At 42.0% G+C, this 22,670-nt stretch carries 15 protein-coding genes; 12 read left to right on the forward strand and 3 right to left on the reverse strand.

Translation table 11 applies throughout. The features are described from left to right. The first annotated feature begins 60 nt into the window (after positions 1-60). The 12 genes from J0654_RS01145 to J0654_RS01200 all read left to right on the forward strand — a co-directional run bounded on the left by J0654_RS01145 (position 61) and on the right by J0654_RS01200 (position 20,441). On the forward strand, positions 61-3,585 hold the full coding sequence (locus J0654_RS01145) for a TonB-dependent receptor (RefSeq protein ID WP_207025885.1): 3,525 nt from the start codon (positions 61-63) through the stop codon (positions 3,583-3,585). A gap of 17 nt (positions 3,586-3,602) precedes the next feature. Continuing rightward, entirely contained in the window at positions 3,603-4,985 is a 1,383-nt protein-coding gene (locus J0654_RS01150; protein ID WP_237685847.1) for a RagB/SusD family nutrient uptake outer membrane protein, read from the forward strand. A gap of 212 nt (positions 4,986-5,197) precedes the next feature. Next, positions 5,198-6,085 carry a PIG-L deacetylase family protein gene (locus tag J0654_RS01155; protein ID WP_207025886.1) on the forward strand — a complete coding sequence of 296 codons (888 nt, stop codon included), beginning with the start codon at positions 5,198-5,200 and terminating at the stop codon, positions 6,083-6,085. A 58-nt stretch (positions 6,086-6,143) separates the two neighbouring features. Continuing rightward, a complete protein-coding gene (locus J0654_RS01160) occupies positions 6,144-7,400 on the forward strand; it encodes an MFS transporter (protein WP_207025887.1) in 1,257 nt (418 codons plus the stop codon). Next, positions 7,400-8,245, forward strand: coding sequence for an ROK family protein (locus J0654_RS01165; protein WP_207025888.1), 846 nt, complete (start codon positions 7,400-7,402; stop codon positions 8,243-8,245). The genes J0654_RS01160 and J0654_RS01165 overlap by 1 nt, the downstream gene beginning before the upstream one ends. 23 nt (positions 8,246-8,268) lie before the next feature. After that, positions 8,269-10,917 carry an exo-rhamnogalacturonan lyase family protein gene (locus J0654_RS01170; RefSeq protein ID WP_207025889.1) on the forward strand — a complete coding sequence of 883 codons (2,649 nt, stop codon included), beginning with the start codon at positions 8,269-8,271 and terminating at the stop codon, positions 10,915-10,917. An 81-nt stretch (positions 10,918-10,998) separates the two neighbouring features. Continuing rightward, a complete protein-coding gene (locus J0654_RS01175; protein ID WP_237685848.1) occupies positions 10,999-12,432 on the forward strand; it encodes an SLC13 family permease in 1,434 nt (477 codons plus the stop codon). 296 nt (positions 12,433-12,728) lie between these two features. After that, a complete protein-coding gene (locus tag J0654_RS01180; RefSeq protein WP_207025890.1) occupies positions 12,729-13,814 on the forward strand; it encodes a Fic family protein in 1,086 nt (361 codons plus the stop codon). 338 nt (positions 13,815-14,152) lie between these two features. Continuing rightward, a complete protein-coding gene (locus J0654_RS01185) occupies positions 14,153-15,376 on the forward strand; it encodes a DUF4856 domain-containing protein (RefSeq protein WP_207025891.1) in 1,224 nt (407 codons plus the stop codon). A 102-nt stretch (positions 15,377-15,478) separates the two neighbouring features. Beyond that, the gene (locus J0654_RS01190) at positions 15,479-16,621 is read left to right on the forward strand and encodes an imelysin family protein (RefSeq protein WP_207025892.1); all 1,143 of its coding nucleotides are present in this window, start codon (positions 15,479-15,481) and stop codon (positions 16,619-16,621) included. Beyond that, positions 16,622-17,989, forward strand: coding sequence for an HTTM domain-containing protein (locus J0654_RS01195; protein WP_207025893.1), 1,368 nt, complete (start codon positions 16,622-16,624; stop codon positions 17,987-17,989). Further along, positions 17,967-20,441, forward strand: coding sequence for a TonB-dependent receptor domain-containing protein (locus tag J0654_RS01200; RefSeq protein WP_313782972.1), 2,475 nt, complete (start codon positions 17,967-17,969; stop codon positions 20,439-20,441). The genes J0654_RS01195 and J0654_RS01200 overlap by 23 nt, the downstream gene beginning before the upstream one ends. An 852-nt stretch (positions 20,442-21,293) precedes the next feature. Here J0654_RS01200 and J0654_RS18230 read toward each other — a convergent pair. The 3 genes from J0654_RS18230 to J0654_RS01210 are packed head-to-tail and all read right to left on the reverse strand — an operon-like array spanning position 21,294 to position 22,478. Further along, positions 21,294-21,503 (reverse strand): GDCCVxC domain-containing (seleno)protein, encoded by a 210-nt coding sequence (locus tag J0654_RS18230; RefSeq protein ID WP_237685849.1) that lies wholly within the window; start codon positions 21,501-21,503, stop codon positions 21,294-21,296. Further along, positions 21,503-22,105, reverse strand: a complete 603-nt coding sequence (gene merTP / locus J0654_RS01205) for a mercuric transport protein MerTP (RefSeq protein WP_207025894.1) — start codon at positions 22,103-22,105, stop codon at positions 21,503-21,505. The genes J0654_RS18230 and merTP overlap by 1 nt, the downstream gene beginning before the upstream one ends. Before the next feature lies 1 nt (position 22,106). Further along, positions 22,107-22,478, reverse strand: coding sequence for an ArsR/SmtB family transcription factor (locus J0654_RS01210; protein WP_207025895.1), 372 nt, complete (start codon positions 22,476-22,478; stop codon positions 22,107-22,109). Positions 22,479-22,670 lie beyond the last annotated feature (192 nt).

Consider the following 22,670-nt stretch of genomic DNA (forward strand, 5'->3'; position numbering starts at 1 on the left):
TGCCTATGAAATAAAAAACCAATTGACCAAAAAACAATTACTAACTAGACTAATTCAATTATGAAAAAAACCAAAATACCAGGTACATCGTTGCCTCAGCTTGGAAAAAAAATGATATATGCATTTTTCCTGCTTTTTATGCTTGGCCAAGTTAATGCCGCGACCTGCGCCCAATACGACAAAGTCGATAAAAGCTTTGAAAATGTACAACTTGGAAATGTATTCGAAACGATAACCAATACAACGGGATATAAGTTTTTTTATGAAGCATCCGAGGTTGATATCAACAGAAAAGTTTCCATCAATGGAAATAACCTTTGTATTCAAGATTTTTTGAAGGAGATTTTTAGGGATACGGATCTATACTTCGAGATTATCGAAAGACAGATAGTGATCAAAAAGAGACCCAAGACCTTACCAAGCTTGGTTCCGAAAAAGAAAATCAATGCAGAGAACCCACAATCCAATTTGACTGGAATTGTATTGGATGAAGCAGGAGTACCTCTTGCTGGGGCCACTATAATCGCTAAAGGAACGAATGTCGGAGCAACTACTGATTTTGACGGAAACTTTGAGATTACAATGCCTTCGGGTGTATCGATTATTCGAGTTACCTATATCGGTTTCAAAGCCAAGGAGGTAAATGTTGAAGGACAGTCGTCCGTGACCGTTACTTTGCAGCAAGATGCAGCTGCCCTGGAAGAAGTCGTTGTTGTTGGGTATGGTACCTTGGCAAAGAAAAAGGTTACGGGTTCTGTGGTTTCGATTACCCCGGAGACCATAACCGAAGTCCCGGCATTGACACCTGAAAGCGCTCTTATCGGTCAAGTGACGGGAGTACAGGTACAGGAAGTGTCCGGGGAACCGGGTGCTGCACCGAATATTAGGGTCAGAGGTTCTGGATCGATCTCTGCGGGGAATGATCCTTTGTTTGTAGTGGACGGGATTCCGATATCACGTAACCTGACCTCTTCAAGTCAATTGGGTGGCGTTGCCAATAGACGAGCAACATTTCAACCACCGACAATCAATCCATTGGCTACCTTAAACCCCAATGATATTGAATCCATCCAAGTCTTAAAGGATGCCAGCGCTGCAGCCATTTATGGATCTAGGGGAGGTAATGGGGTGCTTTTGATAACCACTAAAAAAGGCTCCAACGGTGATGAGGGTGTTTTTTCCTTTGATTCTTTTGTGAGCATGCAATCCGTTGCAAACAAAATAGATTTAATGAATGCCAGGGAGTTGATCGATTTTACAATCGATGCCCGAAATAACAATTATCTGCAATCCGTGGACGGGGCTTCCATCGATGATCCGATTGGTCCAGGGGATAGAGGTAATACCAATTATGAAATTCCTGAATCATTTCTGAACTGGGATGGTACGGACACCGATTGGCAAGATATTCTTTTTAAGACCGGGATAGTACAGAGCTATAATTTTTCATACGCTTCCCCGGTTCGGAATAAAACCAGCTTTTATGCCTCTACGGGATATTTCTCGCAAACAGGTGTTATTGAAAAGGCGAAGTTTGAGCGTTATTCCGTATTGTTGAATTTAAATTCCCAACTGTCCGAAAAATTGAATCTGGATCTTAGGTTGGCCCCAACGGTAACGGAAAATCAAAGGGTGCCCGCATCTTCTCCGTATTTTGCACGTCCTCCGGGCATCGTGTACTCTGGATTGGTACATTCCCCAACGGTAAGTCCGTATAATGAGGATGGGACCATCAACCAATTGAACAATCAATCCTATTTAGGTGGTGGTACCACCACGGCAAGTAATCCACTGGCCATTATTGAGGCTGTAGATGATCAGATTTTTCAATTTCAGACCAGAGGAAACCTAGCGCTTACTTATGATATTCTTCCAGAGTTGAGCTTTAAAACATTTGGAGGTGTATATATCAACCTGTACAACCAAGATTTTTACAGGTCAAATACACTTTTGTATAGAAATAATGCCAATGGTGACCCGTACGGACAGGCATCGTCATCAACGGAGACCAATTGGCTATGGGAAAATACACTTAACTGGACGAAAGAGTTCGGAGATCATTATATTGATGCGGTATTGGGGTATACCGCACAAAAGGATAACCTGACCCTTAAACAAGTATTGGCCAACAATTACCCTGACGATCTTGTGCCTACCATTAGTGGTGGACAGGTATTTGGAGGAACTTCCGTCAAGGAGCAATGGTCCTTATTGTCTTCACTGTTCAGGGTTAACTATAGCTTCAAGGATAAATACTTATTTACTGGAACCATTCGTTCCGATAAATCCTCAAGATTCGGAAAGAATAACCAAACAGGATATTTCCCTTCCTTTTCCATGGGATGGCGGTTGAACGAAGAGGAATTTTTGGCTGATTCAGAAACTATATCCGAGCTTAAATTGCGGGTGAGCTGGGGTCAAACCGGTAATTTCGAAATTCCGAATTATGGTGCCGTTGGCCTTTTATCCCCACAGAACTATAACCTTGGAGGAAATCAAATCAACGGTCTTGTACAAAGTACCATTCCTAATCCTAACCTTACATGGGAGAAATCTGAACAGATCGATGCCGGTATAGAATTGGGGCTTTTCAATAACAGGGTATTTCTTTTGGCCGATTACTACGATACCAAGACAAGGGATTTACTTCTAAATGTGGCCATTTCTTCAGTTTCTGGATTCGAAACTACATTGAGGAACCTTGGAGAGGTACAGAATAGGGGTTTTGAATTGGCCTTGAGCACTAAAAACTTTGTGGGAGAGGATTTTACTTGGAATACAAATATCAATTTCTCCACAAACAAAAACGAAGTTCTTTCTTTGAACGAAAGCAATGAACCGATATATTCCTCAGGTAGTGCCGGTGTAAGGCATGTTACCCGAGTTGGCGATCCGATAGGAAGCTATTATGGTTATGTGACCGATGGCATCTATCAATCCCAAGAGGAAATCGACAATGCACCTTTCGATACCCAGGCCCCGGATCCCGCTCCTGGTGATATCAGGTTCAAGGATATCGATGGCGATGGAGAGATAACTCCTGATGATAGAACGGTTACAGGTAGTTATTTCCCTGATTTTACTTGGGGTATCAACAATAGGTTGACGTTCAAGAACATCGACTTCAGCTTTTTGATACAGGGAGTGGAAGGCAATGAAATCCTTAACTTGACGTCAAGACATATGAAAAATGGGGAGGCCAATTTCAACTCCTATGCCATTTTCAATGAACGATGGAGATCTCCTTCAGAGCCAGGAAATGGATATATCCCAAGAGCCGATAGGCAAACAGGAAACCATGGCAACAATAATAGGCCCTCCTCTTTTCAGGTTGAGGATGGATCCTATGTGCGATTAAGAAATGTAACCTTGGGTTACACACTGCCAACGGATAAGTTTTTTGGAAACAAAATTCAGAGACTTAGGTTCTATGTTACGGGAACAAACCTCTTTACCATCACTGATTATCTAGGTTATAATCCAGAGGTTAGTAGCATTACTACAAACAGTTTAACACCAGGGGAGGATTATGGGGCATTTCCATTGACAAAATCGTTCACCTTGGGGGTAAACCTAAAGTTCTAAACTAAAAAACTGAAAACATGATGAAAAGAATTCTATATATCATACTATGCTCCGTTTTGTTTACCGGGTGTAGTGAAGACTTTACAGATCTCTCGCCTATTTCCAATAGAAATGAGGCGGATTTTTACAATGGCCCAGAAGATTTTGAAGTAGCCATTACTGCCAGTTATGCGGGACTCCAAAGTACTGGGGTATACGGAAGGGGGTATTGGACGATGTTCGAAATGCGAAGCGACAATACCGATCAAGGCCCGGATGCGACCGGATTGGCAAGACAGTATACTGAAATCAATGCTTTCACAGAGGATGCGCTCAATGAGCAGGTCACTTCAGCTTGGAGTGAGTCCTATAGGGTCATAGCTAATTGCAATGTGATTTTGGACCGTATCACGGAGGTTGAAATGGACGCTTCCTTAAAGGATCAAGTATCTGGTGAGGCTTTGTTCATACGCTCTTTGATGTACTATCATTTGGCCATTGGATTTGGGAATATTCCTTTACAGCTTACATCCTATGTTTCAGGTGATGAACTTATGCAAGTTGATGAAAACACCGTACTGCAACAATTGGTTACCGACTTGACCACGGCGGAGGAAAGTCTTCCCGTATCGTATACCGGAAGTGAAGTAGGTAAGGCCACTAAAGGGGCGGCCGCTACATTATTGGCCAAAGTATTGTTGACGCTGGGTGAAGATGCTGCTGCAGCAACAGTTCTTAGAAGGATAATCGCCAATTACGGGTATGAATTATTACCAAGTTATGCCGATTTATGGGGCGTTGCCAATGAAAATAATGCGGAGTCGATTTTTGAGGTCCAGTATATCAGCGGGGGAATAGGCCAAGGAAGTCTCTTTACCAATGATTTTTCCCCGAGCACCGATTTGCAGACCGGATCAGGTTTTGGAAGAAACCGTCCAACCGTTTCCATGTTGGAAGCCTATGAGGATGGGGATTTAAGATTCGAACCTTCCATGGGGGCAACCTATGTGGATTCGGAAGGAGAGGTGGTCGAAGCCAGACACATAAGAAAATATCAGTCGGATTTGGCCATTGAGAATGATTCCGACATCAACTTTGTGGTATTCCGCTATGCCGATGTCTTACTGATGTTGGCAGAGGCTTTGGGAGAAACAGCTGAAAGTTATGAATTGATCAATGAGGTTAGAAATAGGGCCGGATTACCTGATATCGATGCGTCCACACCTGGAACTTTTGAAGATAAATTACTTCATGAAAGACGGGTGGAACTTGCTTTTGAAAATCATCGATGGCCAGACCTGAAGCGATTTGGTGCAGTGGATAAAGTTACAGAAGCGGAAGACTTTATAACCAGTACCAAGGAGTATTTCTTTATCCCTCAAAGGGAAATGGACATCAACCCGAATTTTGTACAGAACTAGAGAGTTCAGTATTTAGATAATTAGCATGATTTTGTTTTCATTCATTAAGTTAGTTTGATACGTGCCCAAACCATGGATTACCTACTTATACCTATGGATCGATAGAGCTCAAACCTAATTTGATGAGGACATAAGGAAAACCCCGTTGCTTTTACAGAGGTGACCAGGGCTTCGATTGTAAAATTTTAATGAATTAAATATCAAATAGAAAAATGAAAAAATTAATAATGGCCATTTGTTTATGCTTTGCATTTACAACAATTCAGGCCCAACAGAAAAAAGTCTTAAATATTTTAGCAATTGGGGCACATCCTGATGACTGTGATTCCAAGTTTGGCGGAACGGCCGCCTTATTCGCTCAAATGGGCCACAATGTAAAGTTTTTGGCTTTGACCAATGGAGACGCTGGGCATTATGACATGGGTGGCGGTGTTTTGGCGAAAAGGCGTAGACAAGAGGCCAAAAACGCGGCTAAAGCCCTTGGGATATCCGAATATGAAGTATTGGACAACCATGATGGGGAATTGTTCCCAACCTTGAATGTACGATTGGAAGTGATCCGTAGAATCCGGGATTGGGACGCGGATATTGTTTTGGGACTTCGACCCAATGATTATCACCCGGACCATAGAAATGCAGGTTCCGTGGTACAGGATGCAGCGTATATGAACATCGTTCCCAATGTTGCTCCGGATACTCCACCACTTAAAAAGAATCCTGTTTTCTTGTATATGAGCGATCGTTTTCAAAAGCCATATCCATTCCAAAAGGATATTGCCGTTATCGTGGACGATGTCATTGATACAAAAGTAAAGGGACTGGCGGCGCACGATTCCCAAATGTTCGAGTGGCTTCCCTGGACCAATGGAGTGGACTTATCCACCATTCCTAAAGGAGAAAAAGAAAGATTGGCTTGGTTAAAGGAAAAATGGATGAACAGGACTGCAGATGCAAGTACCTTGGAAGCTGTTAAAAAATGGTACCCGAACGTGGATGTTTCCGACGTAAAACACGTGGAGTATTTTGAAATATGTGAGTACGGAAAGCAACCAACAGATGAAGAAATAAAAGCAATGTTCCCCATGTTGGGGTCAAAATAAAGTAGTTGACACTAACCATCCAGGTAGAATCCAAACGTAAATAACCAACCATTTTAAAATGGAGAATAGCAAGCCCTCGACCAAAAGATATGTTCACATCATAGGATTGGTGATGATCGTATTTTTTGTGATATCGTTCATTACCAATATTTTGAATTCAATTATTGTGGATGTTAAGGACAGTTTTGACCTTAGTCTCACCTTGACAGGACTATTGCCTTTTACGTTCTTTATAGCGTATGGCATCATGTCGATTCCTGCAGGATTCTTGTCCGAAAAATATAGTGAACGGACACTATTGTCCGTTTCATTTTTGGTCATGGCGCTTGCTTCCCTGGGTTTCGCATTATTGCCCCAGTATGCCGTTTTCAGCATAACCCTTTTTGTACTGGGTTGTTGTATGGCGGTATTGCAGGTGATCATTAATCCAATGTTGCGTGTAGCTGGAGGTGAAGAACATTTTGCGTTCAACTCTGTATTGGCCCAATTGGTTTTTGGTGCCGCTTCTTTTTTGAGCCCATACCTGTATAAATATTTGGTGAGCAGGGATAACAAGGACGATGCATTTGCTGAAATGCTGCGTGGATGGGTGCCCCAAGATTTGCCATGGGCCTCCTTGTACATTGTTTTTGCAACTATCTCTTTGGTATTGTTTTTTTATGTCTTCTTCACCAAATACCCGAAGTTCGAGAAGACCGAAGAGGAAAAAGCTGGCGACAGCAGTTCCTATTGGGACTTGTTAAAAAACAAATGGACCATACTTTACTTTTTGGGCATATTCTGTTATGTTGGAACAGAACAAGGAGTGGGCAATTGGATTTCGCAATTTTTGAATCAATACCACGGATTGGATCCACAGACCATTGGAGCAAATACAGTGTCTTATTTTTGGGCCATGTTAACGGTCGGTTGCCTACTCGGTTTACTGTTGTTAAAGTTTATGGATAGCCGAAAATTATTGATTTTGGCCACATCCATTACCATAATCTGCTTGGTGGTTGCACTTACCGGTTCCGCTCAAATGGCTTTGATCGGCTTTCCCATGGTCGGCTTTTTTATCTCTGTAATGTATTCCATAATATTTTCATTGGCCTTGAACTCGGTCAAGGAACATCATGGGTCATTATCGGGTATTTTATGTACCGGCATTGCCGGAGGGGCCGTAATCCCTTTTATAGTTGGAGGGCTGGGTGAAATGATGTCCTTACAGTCCGGCATGTTCTTTTTGATCATTCCATTGGGCTTTATCCTTTCCATCGGATTTTGGGCCAAACCTTTGGTAAACAATAAAACCATAAGCTTAAAGAAGGAGTAATGGAAAAAGAGGTACAGACCATTATTGGGGTTGATATTGGTGGGACTAAGATGAAAGCGGGCAAAGTAGTAGGAGCCCATGTAGGTGAAACCGCATTTGCAAAAGTAAATGGACATGATTCACAAGAAAAAACGCTCTCCACAGTGTTTTCCGTAATCGATGAAATCTTTTGCGATGCCGTTGAAGGAATCGGGATAGGTGTACCTGCTGTGGTTGATCCAGAATCAGGGGTGGTATACGATGTTCAAAACATCCCGGCATGGAAGGAGGTACCATTGAAGAAACTTATCCGACAAAGGTACCAGGTGCCCGTATTCATAAACAATGACGCTAACTGTTTTGCCTTAGGAGAAAGGTATTTTGGCAAAGGCAAGGACCATTCCAATTATGTTGCCATATCCTTGGGAACCGGAATGGGCATGGGTATTGTAATAGCGGGAAAATTGTACAATGGGGTTTTGTGTGGTGCCGGTGAAGTGGGCATGCTTCCCTATAAAAATAGCATTATGGAACACTATACCGGGAGCTTCTTTTTTGAGGATGCGTATGGGGAGCCCGCAAAATCCTTGTACAAAAAAGCATTGGATAAAGATATAAAAGCAATCTCGGCATTTAAGGAATACGGCGTGCACTTGGGTGAAGCCATTAAGGCCATTCTCTATTTGTTTGCACCCGAATCCATTATTCTGGGAGGCTCCATCAGCAATGCTTACCCCTTTTTCAAGGAACCCTTGTATGAGGCATTGGATTCCTTTGCCTATCCAAAACAATTGGAAAATTTTAAAATAGAAACATCGGACTTGGCAGATTCGCCCATTTTGGGTGCAGCTGCGCTATGTCTGTAAAAACAAACAATATTTCAATACAAATGAGAATACTAATTACAGTGCTTTTGGCATCTCTGTTACTTCAATCTTGTACGGAAACCGAAATATCCGGAAAACAGCTCAGTATTACGGTGGAGAACAATAAAAAAGGAGCACCTATAACTTTGGGGATTCCTTTTCCCAAAGGGGAATTAAAGTCCGTAGACCACATTCGTTTATTAACGTCGGATGGATTGGAAATTCCTTGTCAAACTACACAAGTGAGCACGTGGGGCCCAATTGACGACAGTATAAAATGGGTGTGGGTGTTCTTCTTTTCCGAGGATACATCTGACTATGTTTTGGAATATGGCGAAGGTGTTGTGCCGATACTTCCAAAAGAAAAAATAGTTTCCGCCAATAATATGAGACCGAGTGGGGGAATCGAGGTGAATACCGGTGCCATATCATTTAATATTCATAAAAAGGGGAATGGCTTTTTGGATGAGGTGTTTCTAGATTCCGATCATGATGGTGAATATACGGAACAAGAACTCATAGCATCTTCGCCCGAAAAGCATAGGGGTTCGTTTTTGGACCTGCTGGATGATGCAGGAATAGATGCCTCAAAAGCCGTCATAAATGAGGTGTTCCGGGAAAAAGGTTCCGGTCCCATGCATACCATTTTTAGGATAGAGGGAACCTACACCTACAGTCGGGAAGATAATAATCTGTCGCCTTTTACCATATGGCTTCATGCATATGCTGGAAAAAGTTATGTTAAGGTATTGCACACTATGACGTATACCGGAATTCCTGATAAACACAAGCCACAGGAAGGAGAACACGCCAACATAGCAACCCAAAACAAAAAAATCATATCGGAAAATACAGAAGATGATCAAGGTTGGACACAGCCCAATGATCAAATCGCTGGAATTGGACTCCAGCTCAGATACCACTTGGACGACAATGTGAATGTTTCCATGCCATTATATGAGGGTTTCTGGAAAAATGATGATGCGAACACAGAGATCCAAGAAATTACAGTGGAGGACCAAACCCCAGTTCAGTTACTGCAAAAAGGACCTGGATATAGAAAAAGTACTAGCCTTCGAAGTATGTATTTAAACAGATCTGAGGAAACTAAACCTAGTGGAGCTTCAGATAGTATTCAAAAATTTGAAGCTATTGTATTCAAAGGGGAGGATAGCTTGGCAAAATCCCAAAGGGCAAAAGGTTGGATGAACATCACCGATGGAAAAAGAGGAATTGGCGTTGGGATCAAGAATTTTATGAAAGAGTACCCAAAAGGTATTAAAGTAGACCCTGTTAATAATATACTTTTGGGAAGTATTTGGCCTGAAGAAAATGGTCCAATGAGCTTTGCTCGGCACAATACGGAACCAGATGGCGGAATGTTGGGCAATTTTGCACAGGGTATCACCAAAACCACCGAGTTTATCTATTACTTCCATGACAATAATGGGGATGTAGCGGAAAAAATGGATTATGTAGTGGAAAATCCTGTGGCACATACCACACCTGAGTGGTATGCAAACTCCAAAGTATATGGAAACATGGCTCCCGCCTCCGAGGTACATCCAGAATTCGAAAATGCCCTTCAATATAGATTCCAATGGTGGGCATATAACCAAAAAAACGAGCCATGGTACGGCATGTTCAACTACGGGGATGGCAAAAGTTATTTCTATAATGGCAAGTGGGTACAATGGACCAATAATGAACCCACGGTGGATTTCATGCTGTGGACCAATTTTATGCGTACGGGCCAACCCAAATATTTTGAATTGGCCAAAGCCATGAGTAGGCACACCATGGATGTGGATAATATTCATTGGCCCAAAAAGAGAACCTATTATGGGGAGATCAACGATGCCATAGATTTTTGGGATTATGAAGATGAACCGGAGTCCACACCTTACTTAGGTATCGGCAGAAGACACGCAAATGAACATTGGTATGCACTTTTAAGCGCACATGTATGGATTCAAGGATGGATCGCTGATTATTATTTGTCAGCAGACCACAGGGCATTGGAAGTGGCAAAAATGACGGGGGACACCTATATCAAAAGGATTTGGGGAGAACATGATTTAAGGGGGAGACGATTGTACCTTTCTGTTTTGAACCTAGTGGAGCTCTATGATGCCACTAAATTGAAAAAATATAAAGATGAGTTGGACGAAAGAGTGCGATTGATGTTGGAGTTCCAAGAACGGCAAGGGGGGAACTTGTTGCTGGACAGATATGGATATTCCCAAACTTATGTCGCTCAAGGGTTGTACAAATATCAACAGATAACAGGTGATGAAGATGTCCGTAAAGCGCTTTTGAAACATGCTAGATGGGTGCGTGATGTGCCACCATTGAACCATGAAATGGAATCCTATTTGGCCACCATTTACCCCTTGTTACTGGGATACGAAATAAGTGGTGAAAGAGTCTATTTGGACGAAGCTTTGGCCAGGGCCGAGGTACTCAAGATCGGTGAATTGCCCAAAAAGCCCGAAGCATATGAGTCTGCCGCTGCATATAGTGAGGACCTTTTGAAAATTTCCAATTTGCCCATGAGCAAGGGACGTTTTACCAATTGGCAAACCAACCAAGGGCTTCGTGTTTTTGGATGGACCCATGCCTATAATATTCCTTATTTGCTCTATTGGATGGATAAGGAAAATATCGACTAAATCAGGTAATCTTCGGAAAGGGGACGGTGCGCCTTGGCCACTGTCCCTTTTTATTTGTATATCATCTAACAAAGAAGCATTTTGCACAAAAAAATTGGTTTTGTATTGGGGCCGCTATTGTTTACCCTGGTTCATTTATTTTTTCGAGTGGATGGACTGCCAAAGGAGGGTCAGGATATATTGGCCGCTACTTTATGGATAGCTGTCTGGTGGGTCTTCGAGGTAATTCCCATTGCAGCAACAGCCCTACTTCCCATAATACTGTTTCCCCTTTTGGATACAATCCCCTTGGGAGATACTACAGCAAGTTATGGACATAAATATGTTTTCCTATACATGGGAGGGTTTATGTTGGCCATGGCCATTGAAAAATGGAACCTCCATAAAAGGATAGCATTAAGGATTATTTGGGTCATTGGCACCAATATGTATACGATTGTACTTGGATTCATGGTCGCAACTGCCTTCCTTTCCATGTGGATTTCGAATACGGCTACCACGGTAATGGTGCTGCCCATGGCAATCTCTATTGTAAAGCAGGTGACGGACAATCCAAAAACCTCCAAGAATGAAAATACGGTTTTTGGCAAGTTATTGATGCTGGCCATAGCTTATGCAGCATCCATAGGTGGAATTGCTACATTGATTGGTACGCCGCCCAATTTGGTTTTTGCCGGTTTTGTCCAAGAAGCATATGGTGTGGAAATAAGTTTTTGGCAATGGATGAAATTTGGTCTTCCCATATCTACTGTGCTATTGATATTGGCATGGTTATATCTAACTCGGTTGGCCTATCCATTGGACAAGGTACATTTTCCCGGAGGGAAACAAGAAATAAAAAGGCTAATTGCTGAATTGGGACCTATGGGAAAAGAGGAAAAAATTGTACTGTCTGTATTTATACTAACAGCCTTTTGCTGGATATCGAGATCATTTCTACTACAAAAATTTGTTCCGGGCATTGATGATACCATGATTGCCATAGGTTCGGCCATTGTGCTATTTATTCTTCCTACGGGAACTAAGGGGCGCCCCATTTTAAAATGGAGCGAAGCTGTCCGGATTCCATGGGGCATTATTCTTCTATTCGGTGGGGGTATGGCTATTGCCAAAGGGTTTCAGGATACCGGATTAGCGGTTTATTTAGGAGGTCAGATGACATTCTTTGATGGATTTTCATTATTGGGTATTCTACTTTTAGTTGTTGCATCCATCAATTTTTTGACTGAGGTCACTTCTAATTTGGCTACTACCGCTATGATGTTGCCTGTTTTGGCACCGTTGGCCATATCCTTGGAGATTCCACCCTTTATGCTTATGGTGGCCTGCACTACAGCAGCATCCTGTGCCTTTATGTTACCGGTGGCAACTCCGCCCAATGCGGTGGTATTCGGATCCGGTTATCTAAGGATTCCAGATATGCTAAAAACCGGTTTTTTCATGAATATATTGTCGATTTTGTTAATGGCCTTGGCCGTCTACTTTATACTTCCGTTGACCATGGATTTTTCCTAAGCAATAGAATTGCTGTCCATTAGATGTTATTAAGGAGAAGGTTTGAAACACGAACATGAATGTCCCATAGGGTGTCACGGCAATTTTATCTGCTCGTTGATCGGTGTGATCTAGGATATTGTGGATTTGGGTTCTCATCGGGCCAGTAATAAATTTTTGAATGATAGGGAAGTCGAATTTTGGGAGGTGATTTTAAATTTCAAACACGGGTAAAAATTACCTCAATAGTTTAAACAAGTGTAAAAAATGGTTATTTTTACCCTTGTAATTGATTCAAGAGTAAATTTTACCCGCATATGGTTTCTTTCGATAAAACAAAACCGTTCAACAATTTGCCTCCACTTCCACCTAAGGAAGATTTGGAGACTAAAGTCATCCTTTCTAAGACCATAACTGCAAGTAGGGCCTTGGCACAGTTAAATGGAGCCATTAGGAATTTACCAAATCCAAGCTTGTTTTTGGATAGCTTGCATCTTCAAGAAGCCAAGGCAAGTTCTGAAATAGAAAATATCATTACAACAAATGACGATTTGTACAAGGCAGTCGTTGCAGATAAAAAATTTGATAATCCAGCAACAAAAGAGGTTATAAAATATAAGGAAGCGATATGGCTTGGGCTTCAAAGGCTTGAAGAAAAACCCTTCATCACCACTAATTTATGTGTTGAAATTGTTCAATGTATCAAACAGAATACTTCTGGAATACGGACTTCAATAGGTACGACCCTATCCAACACAAAAGGGGAAATTATCTATACACCACCTTCAGGAGAGGAAATCATACGTGAAAAAATGGCCCATCTGGAAAAGTTTATCAATCAATATGATAAGATGGACCCCTTGATTAAAATGGCCATATCCCATTATCAATTCGAGGCAATTCATCCATTTTCGGATGGCAATGGGAGAACGGGAAGGATTTTATTGTTACTGCAATTAAAATTGGAGCAACTTTTAGATATACCAGCATTGTTCTTAAGTGACTATATTATTAAGCACAAGGAATTGTACTATCAGCATTTACGAAATGTAACGGAAAAAAATAATTGGACAGACTATATCTTGTATATGCTTGATATGATCGAGCAAACATCCATTCTAGGACTCAGTCGCTTGGAATCCATTGTTGCCCTGATGGAAACCACTGGACTTAAAATAAAGGAACAATTACCCAAAGTCTATTCAAAGGATTTGGTCGAAGTCTTGTTCAAGTTACCTTATACCAAGCGCCAAAACCTTATTGATATAGGTTTGGGTACTCCTAAAACAGTTGGAAACTATTTGATGGAATTGGAAGAGCAAGGTTTTTTGAAATCTATAAAAGTTGGAAAGGAAAAATTGTATTTGAACCATGAATTGATGAAAGTCTTGGAACAAGGATAATTTTACAAAGAATGCGATTTGAGCCTAAAATGAGGATTTAAATGCATAAGGTTCAAATCGGGTCAGCACATATCCAAATCATTATATGGCAAACTCTTTTATACCTATACATATGCCAGATCGATGCAAAGGAAAATCAATTCTGGAAAGGGACCGGTGAACGACCTGTAATCACAACCCCAGGAGAAAAGATAGCTATGTAATCTAAGGTGCGCTGAACAAGTACGTCCAAAGGTTCACGTTTTTATAATTATTTTAAATAAGTCTAAATAAATTTGGGGTATTGGGAAGTGGAAAATATATTTGTCCAAAATTATTAATATTAAATCTAAATAAAAATGATTTCAAGACAAATATTGGGGGTTGCTATGGTCCTTGCCGTATTAAATTCCTGCTCAAACGACAGTTCCGATGAGGTGGATCCAATAATGGCCATCGACAATCCTGAGACCTACAACTTTCAACGAAATGGTGAAAGTTCCGTTTATTTCGGAGGACAGACCACACGAATTTTGATGGCTGAGGAAATCATTGCCAAGCTGAAGGATGAGACCGCAACGGGCGATATCCTGAAGAGCATGTATGCTCATCAAGAGGGAGGAACGGATTTTACAAATGCCGATCTGAACGCTTCCAACAAAAACCTAAAAGGTAAAACCGCTGCGTCATTTGATTTCTATTCCAATAATGCAACAGATCAGGCCTTGATCAGGGCAGATTTCGAAAATTGGATTCAGGTCCAGGTAGATGAGGTGTACCCCAACTGGAATACAGCAGCCTCTGCAGGAGTAGCTGGACAAATTGCCGATGGTTCTTCTACCAGGTACGTCACGGGCAAAGGATTGGAAATGAATCAAGTATTCAATAAGTCATTGATAGGGGCCTTGATGGTCGATCAGATCTTGAACAACTACATCAGTAATCGGTATTTGGATGCCGGGAACCAAAAATCGGACAATGATGAAGGAATATTGGTAGAGGGGCGTAACTATACCACTATGGAACACTATTGGGATGAGGCATATGGCTACGCTTTTGGTGCATCACAGGATGTGGCCGATCCACGCCCGACCGTCGGTAGTGACGACGAGTTCTTGAATGAATATATAGGTGTTGTAGATCAGGACATTGATTTCCAGGGTATTGCCGATGACATATTCCAAGCCTACAAATTGGGACGTGCGGCCATAGTGGCCAAAGACTATACCGTGCGTGATGAACAGTCTGAAATCTTGAGGGGGTTGATATCCAAGGTGATCGCGATTCGGGCCGTACACTACCTACAGCAAGGCAAAAACATCTTGGAACAACCGGACCCAAATATTGGGGGTGTCTTTCATGACCTTTCCGAAGCCTATGGATTTATCTATAGTCTTCAATTTACGCGTATGCCCAATTCAGACGAACCGTATTTTACCAAATCCGAAGTGGATGCATTCCTGGCAGATCTTCTTGATGATGGGGCTGACGGATTATGGGACGTGACACCGGAGACCCTGGATGCCATCTCCATATCTATTGCCGAAAGGTTTGAGTTCACATTGGAACAGGCGGCTGATTAAAACGTATTGGTAATGTTGGACAGTAGCGGATGTTGGTGAATTTCCGGTTCATTGACTATCTTCGCACAATGTTTAATTGGAATAATTAAAAATAATTATAAGATGGGTAGAAAATGGGTTGTTGTCATAACGTTGACTTGGTTGGTGTGCGCTTGCTCTTCCGATAGTTCGGATATTCCTTCCCATGATAACGGTATTGATCAGGGTACTGACCTTTCCTTCGATAGAAAGGCCATGTTGGTCAACTGGACGGACAATATTATTGTTCCCTCCTACAAGGCCTTGCAAAGCGATATCATCGAGCTGAAAACCGCCTTCGAAGCATTTGTCACCGTTAAAAACGTGGATAATCTCGCGATCTTTAGGCAAGCTTGGGCAGATGCTTATTTGTCTTGGCAGGGTGTTGCCATGTTTGAGATAGGTCCCGCCGAGGCCAATGGCTATCGTTTGAACATGAACACTTTTCCTACCGATACCACCTTGATTGCCTCTTTCATCGATTCTGGAAGCTATGACCTTTCCTTGTCCTCGAATAGGGACGCAAAGGGCTTCCCGGCATTGGATTACCTTTTGAACGGTCTGGAGGACACTGACGATGCATTGGTGGCCAGATGGACCGAGGGTGCCGAAGCAGAGAATACCATGGACTTGATCGATGCCATATTGACGGATATGGTATCCTTGACCGATGCCGTGGTTTCCGGATGGGAGGATGGTTATCGCAATACCTTTGTGGAAAATGATGGATCATCCGCTACGGCCTCCGTGGACCGTTTTGTGAACGATTACATCTTTTATTACGAAAGGTTCTTGAGGGCTGGAAAGATGGGTATCCCGTTGGGTGTGTTCTCGGGTACACCGCAGCCCGGAACCCTGGAGGTATATTACAGGCCAGAGCTCGGTAAATCAATGTTTTTGGCCGGAATGGGTGCCGTTCAGGATTTTTTCAACGGAAAGCATTATGGCTCCAATGCCTCTGGGGAGAGCCTTGCATCCTATTTAGATGACCTGAACACATTGAAGAACGGTGATGATCTATCCCAATTGATCAATGACCAATTTGATCTTGCCAGGGGGATGGTACAGGAATTGGGAAGCTTTAGGGAAGAAATCGAACTAAATTCGCCCCCCAGGGACATGTTACTTGCGTATGACGAAGTACAGCGCATAGTCCCTTACTTCAAAGTGGATATGGTGTCGGCCATGAGCATCAGTATCGATTTTGTAGATGCCGACGGTGATTAAATGGCGCTGATTCCAAGAACATATCTCACAAGAAATACGGAGGCCGCCCCTTTGGCGGTCTTTCGAATTTGCTTTGGAATTGTTATGTTTGTTGGGATTCTCCGTTTTTGGGCCAATGGTTGGATTGAAAAATTATATCTAGAGCCCCGATTTCATTTTTCATATTATGGCTTTGAATGGATAAAGCCCTTGGGTACGGGGACTTACTTCCTATTTGTCCTCTGTGCTTTATCTACCATGGGAATTGCCTTGGGATATAGATATAGGATCTCCATAATCGTGTTCTTTTTGTCCTTTACCTATATCGAACTGATGGACAAAACCACCTATTTGAACCATTATTACTTTATTAGTATACTGTCCTTTTTAATGATGTTCCTCCCGGCCAATGTATATTATTCGGTGGATGCCAAAAAGGGCTATGTACAAACGCGTCAATTGATACCAAGATGGACCGTCGACAGTATCAAACTTCTTTTGGGCATTGTTTATATCTATGCGGGATTGGCCAAACTCAATTCGGATTGGTTGATGGAAGCCGTTCCACTCAAGATTTGGTTGCCCTCCAAGTTCGATCTGCCCCTGATCGGGGATTGGTTGTCCAAGGAATGGGTTCAATATGGATTCAGTTGGGGAGGTGCCCTTTATGATTTGACGATACCTTTCCTGTTGCTTTATGGAAGGACCAGGTATTTCGGGTTTTTCCTGGTCGTATTTTTTCATGTGCTGACCCGGGTTTTGTTTCCCATTGGGATGTTCCCTTACATCATGATTGTATCCGCGCTCATATTTTTTGATGCCAGCCTGCACCATAGGGTTTTGGAGCTCTTATCAAGGATCTTGGGAATCGTCAAGAGTAAATTCGATAATGGCAAGGCCTTTGTTCCCAAGGCCGGCTTTATGACACACATAAAATATGGTACAATCGCTCTATTTTTCATGGTTCAACTATTGTTGCCATGGCGATACCTGTTGTATCCAGGCGAACTGTTCTGGACGGAAGAAGGTTATAGGTTTTCATGGCGGGTAATGCTCATGGAGAAATCAGGCTATGCCCAGTTCAAGATTGTGGACAAAGTTACCCAGAAGTGGTTTTACGTCGACAACAGTGATTTTTTGACCCCGTTCCAGGAAAAACAAATGGCATTCCAACCGGATTTTATCGTTCAATATGCACATTACCTTAAAAATCATTTTGAAAAGGACGGGCATCAAAATATCGCGGTCTACGTGGAATCGTGGGTTTCGCTTAACGGGCGCCTGAGTCAACCTTTTATCGATCCAAAGGTGGATTTAACTAAAGAAAAGGATATATGGGAACACAAAACATGGATATTACCATTTAATGATGAGATCAAGGGCATATAGAAGTACGGTCGTTTTATTCTTATTTACCATTTACGGTTGGGGCCAAGCGGTAGTTTCCGGGAGGGTCACGGATACTGCCAACCTGCCGGTTTCGGAGGCTGAAATATATTTATCGGAACTCCAACGGACGGTCTTGACCACGGAGACCGGGCGTTTTCAATTTGAGGATGTTCCATTGGGTACGTATACCTTAATGGCTTTTGCATATGGTTCAAAACTATACAGCCGTAATCTTGATGTAAGATCGGACAGGGAAATCCAAATATCAATGGAACCATTGGGGGAAACGTTGTCCGAGGTGGTTTTGACCAACCAACGGGAACAGATATTCAGGCTCCAATCCTTGAAGAAAGTAGAGGGAACGGCCATTTATGCAGCTAAGAAAAGTGAAGTGGTCCTGGTCGATAACCTCACTGCTAACCTGGCCGCCAACAACCCTAGACAAATCTACGGTCAAGTAGTAGGGCTGAACATTTATGAAAATGGTGATGCTGGGCTGCAATTGAACATCGGGGGTAGGGGGTTGGACCCCAATCGAACTGCAAATTTCAATGTTCGACAGAATGGTTATGATATCAGTGCCGATGCCCTTGGATACCCGGAAAGTTATTATACCCCACCTGCCGAGGCCCTAAGGGAGATCCAAGTAGTCCGGGGAGCTGCCTCTTTACAGTATGGGCCTCAGTTTGGTGGATTGGTCAATTTTAAGTTCAAACGGCCCAATCCCTCAAAAAAAATGGAAATAATCTCCAGACAGACATTGGGCTCATATAATCTTTATACTAGTTTCAACAGTTTGAGTGGTACGGTAGGGGATTTTAGCTACTATACGTACTTTAACTATAAGGAAGGTGATGGTTTTCGGCCCAATATGGTTTTTAATAGCAGGAACTTTCATGGACACTTTGCTTATAAAATCAATGAACGGACCAATTTGGCCTTGGAAACCACTTTTTTCAATTACCTGACCAAACAGCCCGGTGGATTGACCGATGCCCAGTTTTTGGAGGACCCATCGTTCAGCAATAGGGAGCGGAATTGGTTCCAGGTGGATTGGAAGCTGTTTTCCCTTCGTTTGGAACATCAATTTTCCGCAGACACGGATTTCAGTCTGAACCTTTTTACCCTGGATGCTTCACGTAGTGCCTTGGGCTTTAGAACCAATCGCGTATCACAACCGGATGACCCAACTGAACCCCGTGAACTTTTACATGACAATTTTTCCAATTGGGGAGCCGAAGGTCGTTTGCTGACTCGTTACAAAATGGGGGACAAGGATAATGCACTATTGCTGGGTGCCAAATATTACCAGTCTTCCAATTCACAAAGGCAAGGACCGGGAAGTGCTGCCGAAGGCCCTGACTTTATGTTTGCCGATGATAGGTATCCCAATTATGAAAGACAATCACAATATGAATTTCCCAACCTGAATCTAGCGGTTTTCGGGGAGAATATCTTTACCATTTCCGATAAGCTATCTGTCACTCCCGGATTTCGATATGAATATATCAAGACGCGGGGAACAGGGAGTTACAAAAACATTGTTTTGGATCTAGCGGGAAATCCACTCCTCAATGAAGATGTGCCCGAAGATAGGGTGTTCGAGCGTAGTTTTCTGCTTTTGGGGGCGGGCCTGAGCTATGAACTTGGGGCCAATAGGGAACTCTATGCCAATTTTTCCCAGAACTACCGATCCGTCACCTTTAATGATATCCGCGTAGTCAACCCTACCTTTCAGGTGGACGAAAATATCTCCGATGAGAATGGATTTACGGCCGACCTGGGGACCAGGGGGCAATGGAAAAAATATTTGAAATATGATTTAAGTGTCTTTGGGCTGCTATACGACGACCGACTGGGTGAAGTGCTCCGTAATGAAACACAGGTCAATGTCGATGGTGAGACTGTCGAAACCGGCCGTATCGTCCGTTTTAGGGGGAATATAGGAACAGCCTTTTTATATGGGCTCGAATCTTTTGCCGATGTCAATGTGAAATCACTGCTGTTTAGGAAGAATGACAATTTGAAGCTCAATTATTTTGTAAACTTGGCCCTTACCGGTTCTGAATATATTTCTTCTGAAGAGAATAACGTCGAGGGTAACCAAGTGGAATTTATACCCGAGGTAAACCTTAAGACAGGGGTCAACATCGGTTATGGCAACTTTTTGGGAAGCATACAATATACGTATCTGTCGGAACAATTTACCGATGCGACCAATGCGCCCCGTGATGTCAACGATAATCAGAGGGGGATTGAAGGGACAATTCCAGCTTATGATATCATGGACCTATCGCTTTCCTATGCCTTTGATAGGTTCAAAATAGAAACAGGGGTGAATAATCTATTGAATAGTTCCTATTTTACTCGGAGGGCCACAGGTTATCCGGGTCCTGGAATCATTCCTGCCGAACCAAGGACTTTTTACATGACTTTTCAGATTAAATTGTGACATGGGCATCTTGATGCGCCCATCTTATCATCCTGACGCAATGGGTTTTGAAACAATCCAAAATAGGTAATATCACTGGAGAATCAGTTGGTTACATATTATTTGATTCCATCTGATTTCCTTTAAAAATTGTTAAAAAGTGACCTGTTCGTTTACCTTAAGGGTGCGGCGACCGACGAACCAAGCTCATTTTCTTCATTAACTCGGTAACCCATCAGCATTTGACTTTTACCTCGATTTGACTTTCAAAACAAAATCGAGTGTTCATCTAAAATGAGAGCCCATTCGTGTTTCAACAACTTTTAGTGTACATTATTGGCTCAATATGGCCAAGGAAAAGATGGTTTAACTCCCGTTTATGCAAGTGTTATCCTGGATGGAAAACGCGCTGAATTCAGTCTTAAACGCATGACCTAATCAATTTTTTGGGATCCAAAAGCAATAAAAACAGTGAGGATATGGAAGGGCTTCGTTCAGAACTAAAAAATATTTTCCGTAATGATGCTGTATTTGTTTAAGGAAGGAGTATGCTGGTTTTCATTGGTAATAGCGGTTTGGGACATTTAAGCCAATAATGGTACATGCGCATTGCATTGTAAAGGTTTTGAAACGGAATCATGAAAAATATAAAAATATCCTCATTACCAACGTACATATTGACATAACATTTTGATCATAAAATGGATGTGACTTACATAGATTTTGAATCAGCAATGACACCTTTGGCATTTGTTTATAGAGAAGGGATATGTTCTTTGCAACTGGTCGATTTTTTGATGTATTGGGTCAGATATGAAAATAACCTAAAGAAGTTGTAGACTTATCGGATTTGTGACGGTATTGTAAAAATCATCAATTACAGCAACCAGTACCCGATTGGACGGGTGGGCACGCAACTGTACCATAGGAACAAAAAACACAACAATCCTTCTCTTTGGGTTTTAGTATTTTATTGCAGTTTTCACAGTCGTAAAGGAATTGGCAGGCCTTCGTTGGCATCTCTTCCTCTTTTTGGTAACCGCAGTGCGGACAGGTAACAATAGATTTTAATACCACCTCCATTATTCCATGATTTTGTAACCTGTCTTTCCAATGGCGGTCTTTATTTCGTCTGGAGTTATCGTACCCCTGTCATACTTTACAAAAGTACTGGATGTATCATAGTCCGCATTAACTTCCAAAATACCCTCCAATTGATTGACTTCGTGTTCGATATGGGCTTCACAACCTGCACACGTCATCCCCTGGATTGAATAGTTCAACTCACCTACATTTCTTTCGGATACATAAATGACCTGATTCTCAATATTTGAATTGGGATAAAATAAATGTGAGTAATATGGAAAAGCCAACATGAAACCAGAAAAAATGGTCACAAAAAATAGAAACGCTTTTGATTGGATGAATTTAGGCTTGTGATCTCCACAGACACAATTAATATCTTGTGTGAGTGGTTTTGTTCTTTGGTACCAGGCAAAACCAAGGATCAAAAGGGTCAGGCCTATTAAAATTGGCCTGTACGGCTCTATCCAAGAAAAGGTGGCGGCAATACCTGTGGCACCCGAAAACAATGCCAATACGGGGGTGATACAACATAGAGAGGCCACAATCGCCGAGAAAAGGCCAGCAAAAGCACCTTGATTGGAGATTCTCGTCTTCTTCATTTTATGCAATTTTTCTTTTGGATTGTACATTGGTTAAAATGGCGGCAAAAAATGATTCGTTCTTCTTTGAAATGTGATAAAATATGGTCTGGCCCTCCCTTCGGGCACCAATGATCTTAGCATCCTTCATTTTACGTAAATGTTGTGAAACAGCGGGAACGCTCATTTCCAAAATATCTGCAAAGTCACAGGGGCATAATTCAAACTCCTTTTGCAATAAGAACAATATTTTGAAACGAACTTCATTACCTGCAAGTGCCATCAATCTACTAATATCCTCTATGGAATCAGCATTGCTGTTAAGACTTTCTTTACAACGAAGGATTTGTTGATGGTCTGCTTCTGCTCTGGTACAGCTAACTTCGAGTTTCATTGGATGAATTTGGTATAAATGTATAATTATTTAAGCAAATACTTAAATAAATATGATAAATACTTCTTTCAATTGAACTTAAACTACAAGTTTGTCCTATCAGCTATATGCTATCTAGAATAATACTATGCGACTTAATTGACATCCATTCCATAGCTGCAATCAGTTGTTGGTTAGAAGTGATTTTGAACA

The sequence above is a fragment of the Flagellimonas profundi genome, from assembly GCF_017313275.1.
Taxonomy (GTDB): Bacteria; Bacteroidota; Bacteroidia; order Flavobacteriales; family Flavobacteriaceae; genus Flagellimonas; species Flagellimonas profundi.

What these genes read in the sequence shown, in the direction of transcription:
- J0654_RS01190 (WP_207025892.1), top strand. Translation starts at nt 15,479, where the DNA reads ATGGGTAGAAAATGGGTTGTTGTCATAACGTTGACTTGGTTGGTGTGC.
- J0654_RS01145 (WP_207025885.1), top strand. Translation starts at nt 61, where the DNA reads ATGAAAAAAACCAAAATACCAGGTACATCGTTGCCTCAGCTTGGAAAA.
- merTP (WP_207025894.1), bottom strand. Translation starts at nt 22,105, where the DNA reads ATGAAGAAGACGAGAATCTCCAATCAAGGTGCTTTTGCTGGCCTTTTC.
- J0654_RS01195 (WP_207025893.1), top strand. Translation starts at nt 16,622, where the DNA reads ATGGCGCTGATTCCAAGAACATATCTCACAAGAAATACGGAGGCCGCC.
- J0654_RS01210 (WP_207025895.1), bottom strand. Translation starts at nt 22,478, where the DNA reads ATGAAACTCGAAGTTAGCTGTACCAGAGCAGAAGCAGACCATCAACAA.
- J0654_RS01180 (WP_207025890.1), top strand. Translation starts at nt 12,729, where the DNA reads ATGGTTTCTTTCGATAAAACAAAACCGTTCAACAATTTGCCTCCACTT.
- J0654_RS18230 (WP_237685849.1), bottom strand. Translation starts at nt 21,503, where the DNA reads ATGGAGGTGGTATTAAAATCTATTGTTACCTGTCCGCACTGCGGTTAC.
- J0654_RS01170 (WP_207025889.1), top strand. Translation starts at nt 8,269, where the DNA reads ATGAGAATACTAATTACAGTGCTTTTGGCATCTCTGTTACTTCAATCT.
- J0654_RS01185 (WP_207025891.1), top strand. Translation starts at nt 14,153, where the DNA reads ATGATTTCAAGACAAATATTGGGGGTTGCTATGGTCCTTGCCGTATTA.
- J0654_RS01150 (WP_237685847.1), top strand. Translation starts at nt 3,603, where the DNA reads ATGATGAAAAGAATTCTATATATCATACTATGCTCCGTTTTGTTTACC.
- J0654_RS01165 (WP_207025888.1), top strand. Translation starts at nt 7,400, where the DNA reads ATGGAAAAAGAGGTACAGACCATTATTGGGGTTGATATTGGTGGGACT.
- J0654_RS01200 (WP_313782972.1), top strand. Translation starts at nt 17,967, where the DNA reads ATGATGAGATCAAGGGCATATAGAAGTACGGTCGTTTTATTCTTATTT.
- J0654_RS01155 (WP_207025886.1), top strand. Translation starts at nt 5,198, where the DNA reads ATGAAAAAATTAATAATGGCCATTTGTTTATGCTTTGCATTTACAACA.
- J0654_RS01160 (WP_207025887.1), top strand. Translation starts at nt 6,144, where the DNA reads ATGGAGAATAGCAAGCCCTCGACCAAAAGATATGTTCACATCATAGGA.